Annotated in this window: 16 protein-coding genes; 11 read left to right on the forward strand and 5 right to left on the reverse strand. The window is 66.5% G+C overall.

Annotated elements, in window-relative coordinates; genetic code table 11:
* Positions 1 to 2 precede the first annotated feature (2 nt).
* From AUL31_RS15860 to AUL31_RS15870, 3 genes are read left to right on the forward strand one after another with little or no spacing between them, the layout of a single operon-like run.
* Positions 3 to 2405 carry a membrane-bound PQQ-dependent dehydrogenase, glucose/quinate/shikimate family gene (locus AUL31_RS15860; protein ID WP_060608866.1) on the forward strand — a complete coding sequence of 801 codons (2403 nt, stop codon included), beginning with the start codon at positions 3 to 5 and terminating at the stop codon, positions 2403 to 2405.
* A 15-nt stretch (positions 2406 to 2420) separates the two neighbouring features.
* On the forward strand, positions 2421 to 3395 hold the full coding sequence (locus AUL31_RS15865) for a bifunctional enoyl-CoA hydratase/phosphate acetyltransferase (protein ID WP_060608870.1): 975 nt from the start codon (positions 2421 to 2423) through the stop codon (positions 3393 to 3395).
* The gene (locus AUL31_RS15870) at positions 3392 to 4558 is read left to right on the forward strand and encodes an acetate/propionate family kinase (RefSeq protein WP_060608874.1); all 1167 of its coding nucleotides are present in this window, start codon (positions 3392 to 3394) and stop codon (positions 4556 to 4558) included. The genes AUL31_RS15865 and AUL31_RS15870 overlap by 4 nt, the downstream gene beginning before the upstream one ends.
* Here the strand turns inward: AUL31_RS15870 and AUL31_RS15875 are convergent.
* Together AUL31_RS15875 and AUL31_RS20375 are read right to left on the reverse strand one after the other, a co-directional pair.
* Positions 4469 to 5836, reverse strand: a complete 1368-nt coding sequence (locus AUL31_RS15875; protein WP_073469384.1) for a DNA recombination protein RmuC — start codon at positions 5834 to 5836, stop codon at positions 4469 to 4471. The two genes, AUL31_RS15870 and AUL31_RS15875, sit on opposite strands and share 90 nt — an antisense overlap.
* 267 nt (positions 5837 to 6103) lie before the next feature.
* A complete protein-coding gene (locus AUL31_RS20375; protein ID WP_143190273.1) occupies positions 6104 to 6295 on the reverse strand; it encodes a hypothetical protein in 192 nt (63 codons plus the stop codon).
* Positions 6296 to 6527: 232 nt separating this feature from the next.
* Between AUL31_RS20375 and AUL31_RS15880 the strand changes: the two genes are divergently transcribed.
* The 5 genes from AUL31_RS15880 (at position 6528) to AUL31_RS15900 (ending at position 11640) form a co-directional block, all read left to right on the forward strand.
* Entirely contained in the window at positions 6528 to 6962 is a 435-nt protein-coding gene (locus AUL31_RS15880; RefSeq protein ID WP_200801687.1) for a rhodanese-like domain-containing protein, read from the forward strand.
* A complete protein-coding gene (gene dnaA, locus AUL31_RS15885; protein ID WP_244489434.1) occupies positions 6959 to 8500 on the forward strand; it encodes a chromosomal replication initiator protein DnaA in 1542 nt (513 codons plus the stop codon). The genes AUL31_RS15880 and dnaA overlap by 4 nt, the downstream gene beginning before the upstream one ends.
* Before the next feature lie 121 nt (positions 8501 to 8621).
* On the forward strand, positions 8622 to 9746 hold the full coding sequence (dnaN, locus tag AUL31_RS15890; RefSeq protein ID WP_060608882.1) for a DNA polymerase III subunit beta: 1125 nt from the start codon (positions 8622 to 8624) through the stop codon (positions 9744 to 9746).
* An 8-nt stretch (positions 9747 to 9754) separates the two neighbouring features.
* Entirely contained in the window at positions 9755 to 10897 is a 1143-nt protein-coding gene (gene recF, locus AUL31_RS15895; RefSeq protein WP_060608885.1) for a DNA replication/repair protein RecF, read from the forward strand.
* Complete coding sequence (locus AUL31_RS15900; RefSeq protein WP_060608889.1) at positions 10894 to 11640, forward strand: HesA/MoeB/ThiF family protein; 747 nt, start codon at positions 10894 to 10896, stop codon at positions 11638 to 11640. Before recF ends, AUL31_RS15900 begins: the two co-directional genes overlap by 4 nt.
* A 9-nt stretch (positions 11641 to 11649) precedes the next feature.
* On the opposite strand, the gene AUL31_RS15905 is transcribed toward AUL31_RS15900, so the two are convergent.
* Positions 11650 to 12651 carry a 2-hydroxyacid dehydrogenase gene (locus AUL31_RS15905; protein WP_060608892.1) on the reverse strand — a complete coding sequence of 334 codons (1002 nt, stop codon included), beginning with the start codon at positions 12649 to 12651 and terminating at the stop codon, positions 11650 to 11652.
* 165 nt (positions 12652 to 12816) lie between these two features.
* Here AUL31_RS15905 and AUL31_RS15910 point away from each other — a divergent pair, with 165 nt between their 5' ends.
* Positions 12817 to 13344, forward strand: coding sequence for an SH3 domain-containing protein (locus tag AUL31_RS15910; protein WP_060609043.1), 528 nt, complete (start codon positions 12817 to 12819; stop codon positions 13342 to 13344).
* A gap of 61 nt (positions 13345 to 13405) precedes the next feature.
* Here the strand turns inward: AUL31_RS15910 and irrA are convergent, their stop codons facing one another.
* Both irrA and AUL31_RS15920 read right to left on the reverse strand, forming a co-directional pair.
* Positions 13406 to 13858: an iron response transcriptional regulator IrrA gene (gene irrA, locus AUL31_RS15915; protein WP_060608896.1), complete on the reverse strand. Its 453-nt coding sequence runs from the start codon at positions 13856 to 13858 to the stop codon at positions 13406 to 13408.
* Between the two features lie 118 nt (positions 13859 to 13976).
* Positions 13977 to 14423: a hypothetical protein gene (locus AUL31_RS15920; protein WP_060608899.1), complete on the reverse strand. Its 447-nt coding sequence runs from the start codon at positions 14421 to 14423 to the stop codon at positions 13977 to 13979.
* A 157-nt stretch (positions 14424 to 14580) separates the two neighbouring features.
* On the opposite strand from AUL31_RS15920, the gene fabA reads away from it, so the two are divergent.
* Positions 14581 to 15099 carry a 3-hydroxyacyl-[acyl-carrier-protein] dehydratase FabA gene (gene fabA, locus AUL31_RS15925; protein ID WP_060609046.1) on the forward strand — a complete coding sequence of 173 codons (519 nt, stop codon included), beginning with the start codon at positions 14581 to 14583 and terminating at the stop codon, positions 15097 to 15099.
* A 28-nt stretch (positions 15100 to 15127) separates the two neighbouring features.
* Positions 15128 to 16342, forward strand: a complete 1215-nt coding sequence (gene fabB, locus AUL31_RS15930; RefSeq protein ID WP_060608902.1) for a beta-ketoacyl-ACP synthase I — start codon at positions 15128 to 15130, stop codon at positions 16340 to 16342.
* The last annotated feature ends 23 nt before the right edge of the window (positions 16343 to 16365 follow it).

A 16365-nucleotide genomic window follows, 5' to 3' on the forward strand; every position in this document is an offset into this window, starting at 1 on the left:
GCATGCCAGAACAAACCTCCTCCGCATTCGGCCGTATCCTGCTGCGGTTCGTCGGTATCGTCGTCATCATCGCCGGCCTGTATCTTGCCGGCGGCGGAGCCTGGCTCGCCGGCCTCGGCGGGAGCTGGTACTATCTTCTGGCAGGCCTCGTCCTGCTTGCCTCCGGCGCGCTGATCGTCTCGCTCAGCCCCACCGGCACGGTGCTGTTTTGTCTCGTCTTCCTCGTCACCATCCCCTGGGCGCTGTGGGAGGTCGGCTTCGATTTCTGGCAGCTCGTGGCGCGGCTTTTCGCCATCGCGGTCGCCACCTGCCTTCTCCTGTTCCTGCATCCGACATTGCAGCGGGCCGCCGGACGGCAGCCCTCCTTTGCCCCCTACGGCGCCGGGCTGGTTCTTCTGGTCGCCATCGTGGCGACGGGCGTTGCCGCCTTCTCTCCCAAGAACGTCATCGAGCCGACCGCCAGCTACGCCGCGCCGGACACGCCGGCAGACCCCGGCGAATGGCGCGAATGGGGCAAGGACAGCTTCGGCACCCGCTTCGCCTCCATCGACCAGATCACTCCTGCCAACGTGCAGGATCTGCAGGTGGCCTGGACATTCCGCACCGGCGACCTGCCGGAAAGCACCGGCTCGGGCGCGGAAGATCAGAACACCCCCATACAGGTCGGCGATACGGTCTATGTCTGCTCCGCCTACGGCAAGGTCTTCGCCATCGACGCCGATGCCGGCACCGAGCGCTGGCGCTTCGACCCGCAGGCGCAATCGCCCAACTGGCAACGGTGCCGCGGCCTCGCCTACTGGGAGGCCGGCAACGAACCGGCCCCGGCCGCGGACACGGCGCCGCCCGCCGGCGGCGAAGGCCAGCCCGCCCCGCAGGCCGCCGATGCCGCTTTGTGCCGGGGACGCCTGTTCCTGCCCACCATCGATGCCCGCCTGATCGCGCTGGACGCCGAAACCGGACAGCCCTGCGCCGATTTCGGCCAGAACGGAACAGTGGACCTGACGGTCGGCATGGGCGAGGTCCAGCCGGGCTATTACCAGCAGACATCCACCGCGCTGGTGGCCGGCGACCTCGTGATCGTCGGCGGCCGCGTGGCCGACAATTTCTCGACCGACGAGCCCCCGGGCGTCGTCCGCGCCTTCGACGTGCGCACCGGCAACCTCGCCTGGGCATGGGACCCCGGAAACCCGGATCTGACCGGCGAGCCGCCGGCCGGTGAAACCTATACGCGCGGTACGCCCAACGTCTGGGCCGCCATGTCCTACGACCCCGAACTCGGCCTCGTATATCTGCCCACGGGCAACGCCACACCGGACTTCTGGACCGGCCATCGCAGCGAACTGGACAACCGGTACTCTTCCTCGGTGGTGGCGCTGGACCAGGCGACCGGCCAGGTGCGCTGGACCTTCCAGGGCGTTCGCCGCGATATCTGGGACTTCGACATGCCCGCCCAGCCGGTGCTGTACGATATTCCGGACGGCAACGGCGGCACCGTGCCGGCGCTGGCGCAGGTAACCAAGCAGGGCATGATCTTCCTTCTCAACCGCGAGACGGGAGAGCCCATCGCCGAGGTGGAAGACAGGCCGGTGCCGCAGGGCGACCTCGAAGGGGAAACCTACAGCCCGACGCAGCCCTTCTCGGTCGGCATGCCGATGATCGGCAACGAAACGCTGACCGAAGCCGACATGTGGGGCGCAACGCCCTTCGACCAGTTGCTGTGCCGGATCGCCTTCCGTGACATGCGCGTCGACGGCATCTTCACCCCGCCGGGCCTGGACAAGGCGTTGCAGTTTCCCGGCTCGCTGGGCGGCATGAACTGGGGCGCGGTGTCCATCGATGCCACCACCAACCTGATGTATGTCAACGACATGCGGCTGGGGCTCGCCAACTATACGGTGCCGCGCGCCGACATACCGGCCGGCGCCAGCGGCATCGAGATGGGCGTCGTGCCGCAGGAGGGCACACCCTTCGGCGCGATGCGCATGCGCTTCCTGTCGCCGCTGGGCATTCCCTGCCAGAAGCCGCCTTTCGGCACGCTGTCGGCGATCGACCTGAAGACGCACGAACTGGTGTGGCAGGTTCCGCTGGGCACGGTCGAGGATACCGGCCCGCTCGGCTTTGCCATGGGCCTGCCCATCCCGATCGGCATGCCGACGCTTGGCCCGTCGCTGGCCACGCATTCCGGCCTCGTCTTCTTTGCCGGTACCCAGGATTTCTACCTGCGGGCCTTCGACGGACGGACGGGCAAGGAATTGTGGAAAGGGCGTCTGCCGGTCGGCAGCCAGGGTGGCCCGATGAGCTACGTGTCGCCTGCAAGCGGAAAGCAATATGTCGTGGTCACCGCCGGTGGCGCGCGCCAGTCGCCCGAGCGCGGCGACTATGTGATCGCCTATACCCTTCCCTGACCCGATGGGAGCGTCATGGATCTTACCGAACGCGGACACGGGGGCGCCACGCCCTCGCAACTGAACCGGCTGCTGGGGCTGGCCGACGCGGCGGCGCCGGCGCGGACCGCCGTGGTGCATCCCGTCGACGCCGTCTCGCTGGAAGGGGCCGTCGAGGCCGCGCGCATCGGGCTGATCGAGCCGGTGCTGATCGGCCCGGCCGGGCGCATCGACAAGGCGGCCGAAGCGGCCGGCATCGACATCACCGGCATCGAGCGGGTCGACGTCGAGCATAGTCATGCCGCCGCCGAGGCCGCCTGCGCCCTGGCGCGGGACGGCAGCGTGGAGGCGCTGATGAAGGGCAGCCTCCACACCGACGAGCTTCTGGGCGCCGTGGTGGACCGCACCAAGGGCCTGCGGACCGACCGGCGCATGTCGCATGTCTTTATCATGGACGTTCCGACCTATCCGCGCCCGCTCTTCATTTCGGACGCGGCCATCAACATCGCGCCCGACCTGGCCACCAAGGCCGATATCGTGCGCAATGCCATCGACTGTGCCCACGCGCTGGGCGTGCCAGAGCCGCGCGTTGCGCTGCTGGCCGCCGTGGAAACCGTCCACCCCACCATGCCGGCGACGCTGGACGCGGCGGCCCTGTGCAAGATGGCCGACCGGGGGCAGATCGAAGGCGCCATCATCGACGGGCCGCTCGCTTTCGACAACGCCGTGTCGCCGGAGGCGGCCGAGCGCAAGGGAATACGATCTCCCGTGGCGGGGCGCGCCGACATACTGATCGTGCCGGACATCGAGGCCGGCAACATGATGGCCAAGCAATTGTTCTACCTTGCGGCGGCACAGTCCGCCGGGCTTGTGATGGGCGCCCGCGTGCCGATCATGCTGACCAGCCGTGCCGATGGGCGGCTGTCGCGGCTGGCTTCGGCGGCGGCGGCACTGCTTGTCGCGCGCCGGCAGAAAAGCGCGCGCGCCGCCAAGCAGGAAAGCCCGGCATGACACAGTGGCTCGTGCTCAATGCCGGTTCGTCCAGCCTGAAATTCGCCCTCTATGCCGACGCCGGAGCCGAGCTTATGCGCGGCGCCATTTCCGGCATCGGACACCGGCCGCGCCTGCGCATCCGCACGGCCGACGGCCAGGCCGACGAGGAGACCCTCGGCAGCGGGCCGATCGACATGGACGCCGCCGCCGCACTCGTCTTCGACCGGCTGGACAGCGGCCCGCACGGCAAGCAGGGCATTTCCGCCGTCGGCCACCGCATCGTCCATGGCGGCCAGAAGCTTGCCGGCCCGGCACGGCTGGACGCGCCGACGCTCGATTATCTCTCCACGCTGGAGCCGCTGGCGCCACTGCACCAGCCCTACAACCTCGCCATCGTCGCCGCTGCCGCGCAGCGTTATCCGGATGCGCTGCAGGTCGGCGCGTTCGACACGGCATTCCATGCCGGCCGGCCGGCGCTGCAAAAGCTGTACGGCCTGCCACGCGCCCTCATCGAAGACGGCATCATCGCCTACGGCTTTCATGGCCTGTCTTTCGAAGCCATCGCCGACAGGCTGACGCGGCGCTTCGGGCCGGATGCCGGTGGGCGCGCCCTGGTGCTGCATCTCGGCAGCGGCTCCAGCCTCTGCGCCATGCAAGGCGGGCGAAGCATCGCGACCACGATGGGCTTCTCGCCGCTCGACGGGCCCGTCATGGCCACACGGTGCGGGGCGATAGACCCCGGCGTCCTGCTGCACCTGATGCTGCGAAAGGGCATGGCGCCGGATGCGGTAGAGAACATGCTGTACCACCGATCCGGCCTTGCCGGCGTCAGCGGCCTGTCCGGCGACATGCAGGAGTTGATGGCCGCCGACACACCGCAGGCCCGTGAGGCGCTGGACTATTTCGCGCTGACCGTGTGCCGCCAGATCGGCGCGCTGACGGCAGCGCTCGAGGGCGTCGACCGTATCGTCTTCACGGCCGGCATCGGCGAAAACTCGCCCGCGGCGCGCGCCATGGTGGCCCGCCGCCTGGCCTGGCTCGGCGTCGTCATCGACGAAGCCGCCAACGAGGCCGGCACCGAGGACATATCGTCAGGACAGGGGCCCGCACTGCACGTCATCGCCACCGACGAGGAGCGGATGGTGGCGCGCGCCATCGCCGCCGTCATCGACGGCGCGTAGCCGCCTGTCGATGGCCCTTCCGCGCGTGCGCGCCCCGTCGACGGCGGTCTGCGCCTCGCCCAGCTTCTTCTGCACCTTGTCCAGCATGTCGCCGAACCGCGAAAACTCGGTCTTCACGCCGCCCAGCACCTGCCAGACCTCGCTCGACCGCTCCTGGATGGCCAGCGAGCGGAACCCCATGCGCAGCGATGTCAGCAGCGCCATCAGCGTTGTCGGTCCCGTCACGATGACCCGGCACTCGCGTTGCAGCTGGTCGATCAGGCCGGGCCTGCGCACGACCTCCGCGAAGAGCCCCTCGGTGGGCAGGAACATGACGGCGAAATCCGTCGTGTGGGGCGGCTGGATATATTTGGCGGCGATGTCGGTGGCGGCCTTGCGGATGGCGCGGTCCAGCCCCTTGGCCGCCTCGTCGACGCCTTCGGCGTCGCCGCGCTCGGAAGCGTCGACCAGACGCTCGTAATCCTCCGTCGGCAGCTTCGCGTCGATCGGCAGCCAGACCGGCTCCGCACCGTCTCCGGGCAGGCGGATCGCATATTCCACGCGCTGGCCGCTGTGCGGACGCACCTCGACATTGGTGGCATATTGCTCCGGCGTCATTACCTGCTCCAGCGCCATGCCAAGGGTCGCCTCGCCCCAGGTGCCGCGCGCCTTCACGTTGGAAAGCACACGCTTCAGGTCGCCGACGCCGGTGGCGATGGACTGCATTTCCCCGACCGACCGGAAGACCCGCTCCAGATTCTCGTTCACCGTGTTGAAAGACGCGCCGAGACGCTGCTCCAGCGTTCCCTGCAGCTTCTCGTCCACGGTCACGCGCATCTCTTCCAGCTTGGCGGCATTTTCCTGCCGCAGTCGGTCGAGCCGGCTCTCCAGGGTCTGGCGCAGCGCCTCCTGCCGGCGCTCGTTGGCCTCGGACATTTCATGGAGACGGCCGGCGACGCCTTGCAGGCCCTCGGCCTGGCGCCGCGTCGCGCCATCCAGCGTCGTCATGGTCTGCGTGCCGAGGCGGTGCAGCGATGCCCCGACCTCTTCGCGAAGGTGCCGGGCATCCGACCGCGTTTCCGAGGCGGAATGGGCGAAATCCTCCCGCATGGCGCTGAAGCCGGCCTGCGCGAAACTCTGCGTCTCCGACATGCGGGCATCGAGCTGGTCCAGCCGATCGATGATCTCATCCTGGCCAGCCCCGCCGCGTGCAACCCGCGATAGAAGCCAGAGCATGAAGCACAGGTTGAGAATCGTCAGGGCCAGCAGCGAGGCCTGCAGAATCGTGTCGGTAAGCATGGGCCAGTCCTCGACTCGAGTCGCATTGATCTCCTTTTGTTCTCATTGTACAAGGTGGTCCGTCAAGGCAGGCGCGTGGCAGCGCCGATTCCCGAAACGGAATCAACGCCTCGCACGGATTTGCGTCATGCAAACGCCACAGGAGGTTGCGGCGATTCTGCCGCAGGCCCGGACGCCACAGAATTATGCCTTGTTTATCAGTATCTTGCCGAAGGTCTGATTGAGACTTTTCTGTCATCTGCCGGGAAGTCCGGCACGGCGCGAGAGTCAAGCAAGGGGGTGCGAAATAAAGTCGAAAATTTCCTTGTCGTTTCGCGATGCGTCCATCGGAAAACGAATCCGCTGATGAATCAGCCCATTAATCAAATGGGCTACACTATGGCTTTGTCCTCCGCGCCACAGTCCCCGCGCCGCGACGTCGTTTTCCACGATTCGAAGCTTGCCCCAAACTGTCGACATGCGTAGCTTCCTCTCAGCGACAAGAGCTTGCGGAAACGAAGTGTGGGGACAACGCGTGTTTTCCAGAACAAAATTGGAAATCTGGTGTCCTTCTAAGTTCACCACATCCCTCGCTTAAGCTCTCGCAATTCCCGATCTGGCAATCGCGCGTCTCTGCCGCGTTGCCGACCCGCGTATATGGTTTCTTTTACCTGCCCGGCAAATGCCGCCGCGGCCCATGGAGAGTATCGTCGTGACGAAACCCTACAAGGACGATGTAACGGCCCGGCAGTGCTGGGACGACCTCGAAGCCGGGGGTGACGCATTCCTGATCGATGTCCGCACACTGGCCGAGTGGACCTATGTCGGCTTCCCGCTCCTGCCGGAAGCCGCCAGGGACCCGCTGTTCGTCGAATGGCAGAGCTATCCGTCCATGTCGGTCAACCCGGCCTTCGTGGAGCGGGTGGCAGCGACCGTCGAGGAGCGTGGCGGCTCGCGCCAGTCGCGGCTGTATTTCCTGTGCCGCTCGGGGGCCCGCTCCATGGCCAGCGCGGCGGCGATGTCGGCCGCCGGCTTTGCCGAAAGCTTCAACATACTCGATGGCTTCGAGGGCCCGCCGGATACCGATGGCCACCGCGGCCGCGTGGCGGGCTGGAAGGCCGAGGGCCTGACCTGGGTGCAGAAATGAACGTGGCGGGCGGCAACTGGTCGCTGGACGCGGCGAAACGCCAGCAGGCGCATACGGCATTCGACCATCACGAAGGAGCACAAACCCCGATGCGGACACTGCCGGCGCGCAACGACGACGAGGTGATGGAACGTGTTCGTGCACGGCTGAAAGCGCAGCTCGGGCAGGATATATACGCCTCCTGGTTCCAGCGCATGAAGATCGAGGCGGTGGGACGCGGTTCCGTGCAGCTTTCGGTTCCCACGGCCTTCCTGAAGACCTGGATCAACGGCCACTACAAGGACTTCCTGCAGCAGATCTTCGCCGAGGAAGTGCCGGGCACGATGCGGGTCGACATCCAGGTGCGCAGCGCGGTGCGCGCGGCGCCGCCCGCCGCCGCCTCCGTGACGGCCATGCCGGCCGCGATGCCGGTGCCCATGCCGGCCAATGACGGCGACAGGCAGATGCGTTCCGGCCTGCCCGCCGCCGCGCCTGCACTAGACCGGCCGGCCGCCGAATTCGGCTCGCCGCTCGACCCGCGCTATGTGTTCTCCGGCTTCGTCGAGGGGCCGAGCAACAGGGTGGCGCTGGCGGCGGCGCGCTCCATCGCCGAGAACGGGCCCCATTCGGTGCGGTTCAACCCGCTTTTCATCCATGCATCGGTGGGCCTCGGCAAGACGCATCTTCTGCAGGCGATCGCCAATTCGGCGCTGACGCGGGCCGACAATCCGCGCGTCGTCTACCTGACCGCCGAATATTTCATGTGGCGCTTCGCAACGGCGATCCGCGACAACCAGGCGCTCGACTTCAAGCAGAACCTTCGTGGCATCGACCTTCTGATCATCGATGACATGCAGTTTCTGCAGGGGCGCTCCATCCAGCAGGAATTCTGCCATCTCTTGAACGCGCTGATCGACAGCGCACGGCAGGTGATCGTGGCCGCCGACCGGCCGGCCTATGAGCTGGAAGCGCTGGATCAGCGGGTGCGCTCGCGCCTTGCCGGCGGTGTCTCGATCGAGATGGCCTCGCCCGATCTCGACATGCGCCGCACCATCCTCAATACCCGCATCAGCGCCATGAAGGCGGATGACCCCTCCTTCGAGCTGCCGGAAACCGTCGTCGACACGATCGCCAAACGCATCACCGGGTCCGGCCGCGACCTGGAAGGCGCCTTCAACCAGATCGCCTTCCGCCATTCGGTGGGGCAGCCGCTGTCCAGCGACCACCTCAACGACCTGCTCAACCAGTTGACGCGCAACACCGCCGAAAAGCGGGTGCGCATCGAGGACATCCTGAAATTCGTCTCGCGGCACTACAACGTGTCCCGGGCCGATATCCTCTCGGCCCGCCGCACGCGCACCATCGTGCGGCCAAGGCAGATCGCCATGTATCTGGCCAAGACGATGACCCCGCGCTCGCTGCCCGAGATCGGCCGCCGCTTCGGCAACCGGGATCATACGACAGTGCTGCATGCGGTGCGCAAGATCGAGGCCGAGCGCGCCGGAGATTCCAAGCTTTCGGAAGAGCTCGACATCATCCGCCGCATGATCGAGGAATAACATCGCCCGGGCCCGCCCGGCGCGACGGCGAGGTTCCAATTCGGCCTGCCTTGCTCTAATAAAGCGGAACGCGCCGGGCTTGCACGCCCGGCTTCCATCTAGATCGGTCTGCCCTGACGTCATGCGTATCATCATCGAGCGTTCGAACCTCCTGAAGGCACTGAGCCACGTTCACCGCGTCGTCGAGCGGCGCAACACGATCCCGATCCTGTCGAACGTCCTTCTCAAGAGCGAGGATGGCGCCCTGCGCCTGAAAGCCACGGACCTCGACATCGAGGTGACGGAGCGGGTTTCGGCGATCGACGAGCAGGCCGGCGGAACGACGGTGCCCGCCTATCTTCTGTACGACATCGTCCGCAAGCTGTCCGACGGGGCCGAGGTCAGCCTTGCCACCAGCGACGACGGCGGCCAGCTCATCGTCAGCTCGGGGCGGTCGCGCTTCCGTCTGCAGTGCCTGCCGGAAGTGGATTTTCCGGACATCACCGCCGGTGCGCTGTCGCACAGCTTCAGCCTTTCGGCCGGCGATCTGGCGCGCCTCATTGAGCGGACGCAATTTGCCATCTCGACCGAAGAGACGCGCTATTACCTGAACGGCATCTACCTGCACACGATCGAGTCCGAGGGCGATCTTCGTCTGCGCGCCGTGGCCACGGACGGCCACCGCCTTGCCCGGGCCGAGTCCGTCGCACCGGCCGGCTCCGAAGGGATGCCCGGCATCATCGTGCCGCGCAAGACGGTCGCCGAGCTGCAGAAGCTGATCAGCGACGCCGCATCGGACAGCATGGTGGCCATCGAGCTTTCCGAAGCCAAGATCCGCTTTACCATCGGCGACGTGGTCATCACCTCCAAGCTGATCGACGGAACCTTCCCCGATTACCAACGCGTCATTCCGACCGGCAACGACAAGGCCCTGACGCTCGACCGTCAGAGCTTCGCCCAGGCGGTCGACCGCGTCTCCACCATCTCGTCCGAGCGCGGCCGTGCGGTAAAGCTGGCGGTGTCCAACGGCCAGCTCGTGCTGACGGTCAATTCGCCGGATTCCGGCACCGCCACCGAGGAACTGCCCGTCGGCTACGAGGCCGACGATATCGAGATCGGCTTCAATGCGCGCTATCTCCTCGACATCACAGGCCAGCTCGCCGGCGAGGAAGCGGTGTTCATGCTGGCGGATGCCGGCTCGCCGACCTTGATCCGCGATGGCGGCGATACGGGCACGCTCTACGTCCTCATGCCGATGCGCGTCTAGGCGCATCGATGGACGAGCCCGGCCCCGGCCGCGTCACCCAACTCCGTCTCGCCGATTTTCGAAACTACACGACATTGCGGATCGACATCGACTCGCGCTTCGTGGTGCTGGCCGGCGACAATGGCGCCGGCAAGACCAATTTCATCGAGGCGGTGTCGCTGTTGACCCCGGGCCGCGGCCTGCGCCGCGCCACTTATGGCGAAATGGCACGCGTGGCCGGCAGCGGCGGCTTTTCCGTGCGCGCGGGCCTTGCCCGCCCCAATGACGAACCGGCCGATGTCCTGACGCTCATGCAGCCGCAGGCCGGCGTCGGGCCGCATCGGCAGGTGCGGATCGATGCGGTGGCGGCCCGCAGCGCCGACGAGCTCCTCGACCTGTGCCGCATCCTGTGGCTGACACCCTCGATGGACGGGCTTTTCACCGGGCCCGCCGCAGAGCGCCGGCGTTTCCTGGACCGCCTTGTCCTGACGCTGCATCCGGAGCATGGACGGCGCTCGACCGATTTCGAGAAGGCGATGCGTGGCCGCAACCGTCTTCTGGCCGAGGATCGGGGCGACGACGCCTGGCTGTCGGGCATCGAGGTCCAGATGGCGGAGCTGGGCCTTGCGATCGCACTGGCGCGGGCCGAGACGGTGCATCGCCTTGCGGCGGCCATTCATACCGGCCCGGCCGCGGACGGAACCTTTCCCCTGGCCGGACTTCAGCTCGATCCGGGCTATGGCGCGCTCGATTTTTCGCGCGCCGGCGTCGACGTGGAAGACGAGATCGCGGCACGGCTGCGCCGATCGCGCGGGCTGGACCGGGCCGCCGGCCGCACGCTCGAAGGGCCGCATCGCGCCGACCTCGTGGTGACGCATCTTGCCAAGTCGATGCCGGCCGGCCTTGCGTCCACCGGCGAACAGAAGGCGCTGCTGATCGGTCTGGTGCTGGCGCATGCCGATCTTGTGCGCCAGTCCTGCGGCGTACCTCCGATCCTGCTGCTGGACGAGATCGCGGCCCATCTCGACCCCGGCCGCCGGGCCGCGCTGTTCGACATACTCGACCGACTCGGCGTACAAAGCTTCATGACCGGCACGGACCGTGCGCTGTTCGACGCGCTGGAGGGCCGCGCGCAAATCCTTGCCGCCACCAACGGATCGCTTGCGCCATGACGATGCTCGAACCGCAAGAGCTGCAACGCTATGCCCGTCACATCATGCTGTCGGAGGTTGGCGGCGCCGGCCAGCAGAAGCTGAAGGCCGCCCGCGTTCTCCTGATCGGCGCCGGCGGCATCGGCGCCCCCGCCGCGCTCTATCTGGCGGCCGCCGGCGTCGGTACGCTGGGCCTTGCGGATGACGACGTGGTGAGCCTGTCGAACCTGCAAAGGCAGGTTCTGTACGGAACTGCCGATATCGGCGCGGCCAAGGTCGACCGGGCGGCAGCGCGGCTTACCGCGCTCAACCCCCATGTCGCGATCGAGCGCCACCCCGTGCGGCTGACCGAGGACAACGGCCCCGACATTGTGAGGGCCTACGATCTCGTCATCGATGGGTCCGATAATTTTGCCACCCGCTATACGGCCGCTGCGCTGTGCGAAGCCGCCGAAAGGCCCTTGGTGCAGGCCACCGTGCAGCGGTTTTCCGGTGCGCTGACGCTGCTTGCGCCCTTTACGACGCTGCCGGACGCAAGCCCGGCGCCGCGCCTGACAGACCTGTTCCCAGAGGCGCCGCCGGAAGGCTCGGTGCCCACCTGCGCCGAAGCCGGCATTCTGGGCGTGGTAACCGGTATCCTCGGCACCATGGCCGCCGCCGAAGCCGTCAAGCATATCTGCGGCATCGGCGATCCGCTGATCGGCCGGCTGCTGATGGTCGATGTCTTGTCGATGCGCTTCAGCGAAATCCGCTACCGGCGCTGAGGGCAGATTTCAGCCACGCCCGGGCAGGATGCGGTCCGGCGGCTTGTGCCCATCCATGAATGTCCGGATGTTGATGATGACCTTCTCGCCCATGTCCAGCCGCGCCTCGCGCGTGGCGGAGGCCATGTGCGGCAGCAGCGTCACCCGGTTGCGCTGCGCCAGCCGCACCAGCCGCTCGTCCAGCTTGGGCTGCGCCTCGAACACGTCCAGGCCGGCGCCGCCCAGCTTGCCTTCCTCCAAAAGCGCGATCAGCGCGTCTTCGTCGACGATCTCGCCACGCGCTGTATTCACGATGAAGGCCGTTTGCTGCATCAGCGCCAGGCGGCGGCGCGACAGGAGATGGTAGGTAGCCGGCGTATAGGGGCAGTTGACGGACAAGACATCAACCCTGGCCAGCATCTGGTCGAGGCTGTCCCAGTACGTGGCGGCCAGCTCGCCCTCCGTCCGCTCACTGGCACGATTGCGGTTGTGATAGTGGATATCCATGCCGAAGGCGCGGGCGCGCCGCGCGACGGCGGTGCCGATGCGCCCCATGCCCACGATGCCGAGGCGCTTGCCGGACAGCCGCATGCCCAGCATGAAATCCGGCGACCAGCCGGGCCATGCCCCGTCGTCGAGAAGGTCGCGGCTGCCCTCCACCACGCGGCGTGCGACAGCCAGGATCAACGCCATGGTCATGTCCGCCGTATCCTCGTTCAGGACGTTCGGCGTGTTGGTGACCGTGATTCCCGCCCGATGCGCGGCGTCAATGTCGATATTGTCGGTGCCCGCGCCGTATTGGGCGATCAGTTTGAGGCGCGGGCCGGCTGCGGCCAGCAGCTCGGCGTCGATCCGGTCGTTGAGGGTGGACACCAGGACATCCGACTGTTCCATCGCTGCGGCCAACTGGCGGCGCGTCATCGCGCCATCCTGCGGCGGACGGGCCACGTGGAACAACTCTTCCATGCGTCGTTCGATTTCCTGCGGCAACCGGCGCGTCAACGCCACCACCAAACCCCGCCGTTCCGTCATGTCGCTCCCGATGGTCCCTCCGTAGCCGCATGGATAGCATACTGGATGCGCGCCGACATACTCCGCCATGCATGCGATGAAAACTTGTTAACCAAAGCCATGCGACAAGAGGCAAATGCCCCGACAGGGCGAAATCGGACCAGCCAAGGGAAAGACGTGGCCAACATTCCTTTCCGCCGCATCGCTTTGACCATCGCCTGCGCCCTGACGCTCGGCCATGCCGCGCAGGCCCAGCAGGCCAATGAAGACGCCGCCGACCCGGATAAGCTGCCTTTGCCGCGCTTCGTATCGTTCAAGGCCGAGCAGGTGAACCTGCGCGTCGGTCCAGGGCGGGATTTTCCCGTGTCGTGGCGCTACTCCAAGCGCGGCCTGCCGGTGGAGATCATCCAGGAGTTCGAGCAATGGCGTCGCGTGCGCGACAGCGAAGGCTCGGAAGGTTGGGTCTATTATTCGCTCCTGTCCGGCCAGCGCACCGCCATCGCCACGCCGTGGCGCAAGGGCGAGGATTTCAAGGTTCCGGTGCGCCGTGCCGCCGCGGCCGAAAGCGGGCCGGTGGCCTTGCTGGAGCCGGGCGTCATCGTGCGTGTCGAAGAGTGCAACGGCGCCACCTGCCGGGTCGATGTCGCCGACCGCAAGGGGTTCGTCACCCAGAACGAGCTTTGGGGCGTGTACCCGGGCGAATCGTTCAACTGATCGGCAGCGGGGCCGCGCTTGCGCGCAGCCCCGTCAGAAATGCCCCGTCAGGAAAACCCGGTCAGGAAGGCCGGCGGCGCAGCCGTACGACGACATCCACATTGACGATTTCCATGCCGTCCGGCGGCGCGGGCAGATCCTGGATGCGGATCGACCCATCGGGGATATCGATCATCATGTTTTCTTCCTCCAGGAAGAAGTGATGATGGTCCGACGTGTTGGTATCGAAATAGGTGCGCTGCCCCTCGCCCGAGATCGGACGCACCAGGCCGGCATCCGTGAACTGGTGCAGCGTATTGTACACGGTGGCTAGCGATACCGGCTCGCCGGCCTTGTGCGCCTCTTCGTGCAGTTCCTCGGCGGACAGGTGCCTGTCGCCCGCACCGAAGATCAGGTTGCCCAGCGTCACGCGCTGCCGCGTCGGACGCAGCCCGGCGGCACGCAGGCGCTCGAACACGCAATAGGAAAGCTGGCGCCCGCCGGCCACGGTCTTCGCCACTGCACGCTCTTCCATCACTTCGACACCATCCGAATAACTTGACTACGATGATCCACTTTTACGGGTTTTGGCCCGCACGATCAAGAGATAGTCTTTTCCGGGTTGAAAGACAATTACGCCCACCGGCCGAGGCCTAGCGCGCGCAGGCCCGCCGCAGGGCGGCCACGGCGCGCGAGCTGCCGTCCAGCGGCATCCGGTAATGCCCGGCCGGCGAGGCCACCTCCAGGTCCTTGCCGCGCGCCAGCGCCGCCAGCAGCTCTTCGCTTTCCGCAAGGGACCGAAGCAGCACGAACACATCGCCGCCGGGCTGGGGCTCCACCCGCATCGTCATCAGGAATGCCAGCCCGTCGATCGAAAGTGTCACCGTGTAGGCGCGGCCCGGCTGGAAGCGTCCGCCGCCGCCCGGTACCGTCGTCTGGATGGTGCCTTCGCCCATGCATCGAAAGGCCGGACCGGCGCTGCCGCCATCGTAGCTTAGCTGCGGGGCCGCGCCATCCGAAAAGCCCCAGCCGGCTGCCGCAGCCGGACCACAGACGAGAAGCGGGAGAAAAAACCCGAGATACCGCAGGCGGATTCGCATTCCGTTCATACCTTATATTGCCGCGATCCGAATCGGACGGGATTTGCCACGGGGCCCACCCATGCTAAGGGGCACACCTGAAACAGTCAGGGCATCCGTCGCCTCGCCTCGCGCACGACGGTGGCAATCACTGAAGCGGAGAGAAACGGGCAGCATGATGGACACCAGACAGACGCAGTTCGGCAAGGAGGAGATTCTCGCTTGCGCCCGTGGAGAGCTGTTTGGGCCCGGCAATGCGCAATTGCCGCTGCCCCCCATGCTGATGTTCGACCGGATCACCGAAGTCACGGAAGACGGCGGCCAGTTCGGCAAGGGGTCCATCAAGGCCGAGTTCGACGTATCTCCTGACCTTTGGTTCTTTGCCTGCCACTTCCAGGGAGATCCGGTCATGCCGGGCTGCCTGGGGCTGGACGCGCTCTGGCAGTTGACGGGCTTTTACCTTGGCTGGCTGGGCGAGGCGGGCCGAGGCCGTGCGCTGGGCGTCGGCGAAGTCAAGTTCACCGGCCAGGTGACGCCGGATGTGAAGCTGGTCGAATACGGGGTCGAATTCCGTCGCGTCATGCGCTCCAAGCTAAAGCTCGGCATCGCCGAGGGCTGGATGAAGGCCGACGGTGAGGTCATCTATCGTGCCAGCGACCTGCGCGTCGGCCTGTTCCGGGACGCGGACGCAGCTTGAGCATTCACAGAAAAGAAGGGCCTTCGGCATGAAGCGCGTCGTCGTAACCGGCATGGGCATCGTTTCCTCCATCGGAAATGACGTGGAAGAAGTCGCCCGTTCGCTGAAGGAATCCCGCTCGGGCATCTCCTTTGCGCCCGAATATGAAGAGTTGAACTTCCGGTGCCGCGTGCACGGAAAGCCGACCCTGGACCCGACAACCCTGCTCGACCGGCGCGCCATGCGCTTCCACGGCGGCGGCACGGCGTGGAACCATATCGCCATGGATCAGGCGATCGCCGATGCCGGGCTTGGGGCAGACCTCGTGTCCAATCCGCGCACCGGCATCATCATGGGCTCGGGCGGCGCATCCACGCAGACCATCGTGCAGGCGGCGGAGATCACCCGCAACAAGGGTGGGCCCAAGCGCATCGGGCCGACCAGCGTGCCCAAGGCCATGGGCTCCACCGCATCGGCAACGCTGGCCACCTGGTTCAAGATCAAGGGCGTCAACTATTCCATCTCGTCGGCCTGCGCGACGTCCAACCATTGCATCGGCAATGCCTACGAGACGATCCAGGCCGGCCGGCAGGACATCATCTTCGCCGGCGGCTGCGAAGAACTCGACTGGACCCTTTCGGCCCTGTTCGATGCCATGGGCGCGATGTCCTCGGGCTTCAACGACCGTCCGTCCGAAGCGTCTAGAGCCTATGACAAGGACAGGGACGGCTTCGTGATCGCCGGCGGCGCAGGCGTTCTGGTGCTGGAAGAATACGAGCACGCCAAGGCGCGCGGCGCCACCATCCTGGCCGAGATCGTCGGCTATGGGGCGACGTCGGACGGCTACGACATGGTTGCCCCCTCGGGCGAAGGCGCCGTGCGCTGCATGCAGCAGGCCCTGGCGACCGTCGATACGCCGATCGACTACATCAACCCGCACGCCACCTCCACGCCGGTCGGCGACCGGCAGGAGATCGCGGCGATCCGCGAGGTGTTCGGCGATGCCATCCCGCCCATTTCGGCCACGAAGTCGCTGACCGGGCATTCCCTTGGCGCCACCGGTGTCCAGGAGGCGATCTACAGCATCCTGATGATGCGCGACCGCTTCCTGGCCAAGAGCGCCCATATCGACGAGGTCGATCCGGAATTCGCGGACATACCCATCGTCCGCGAACGGGTCGACAACGCCAAGATCGATACCGTCCTGTCCAACTCCTTCGGGTTCGGCGGCACCAACGCGACACTGGTGTTCCGCCGGGTCTGACCAACTGACAACAAGAGAGGGAT

Origin of the sequence: Aureimonas altamirensis (genome assembly GCF_001463885.1) — a bacterium.
GTDB lineage: Bacteria > Pseudomonadota > Alphaproteobacteria > Rhizobiales > Rhizobiaceae > Aureimonas > Aureimonas altamirensis.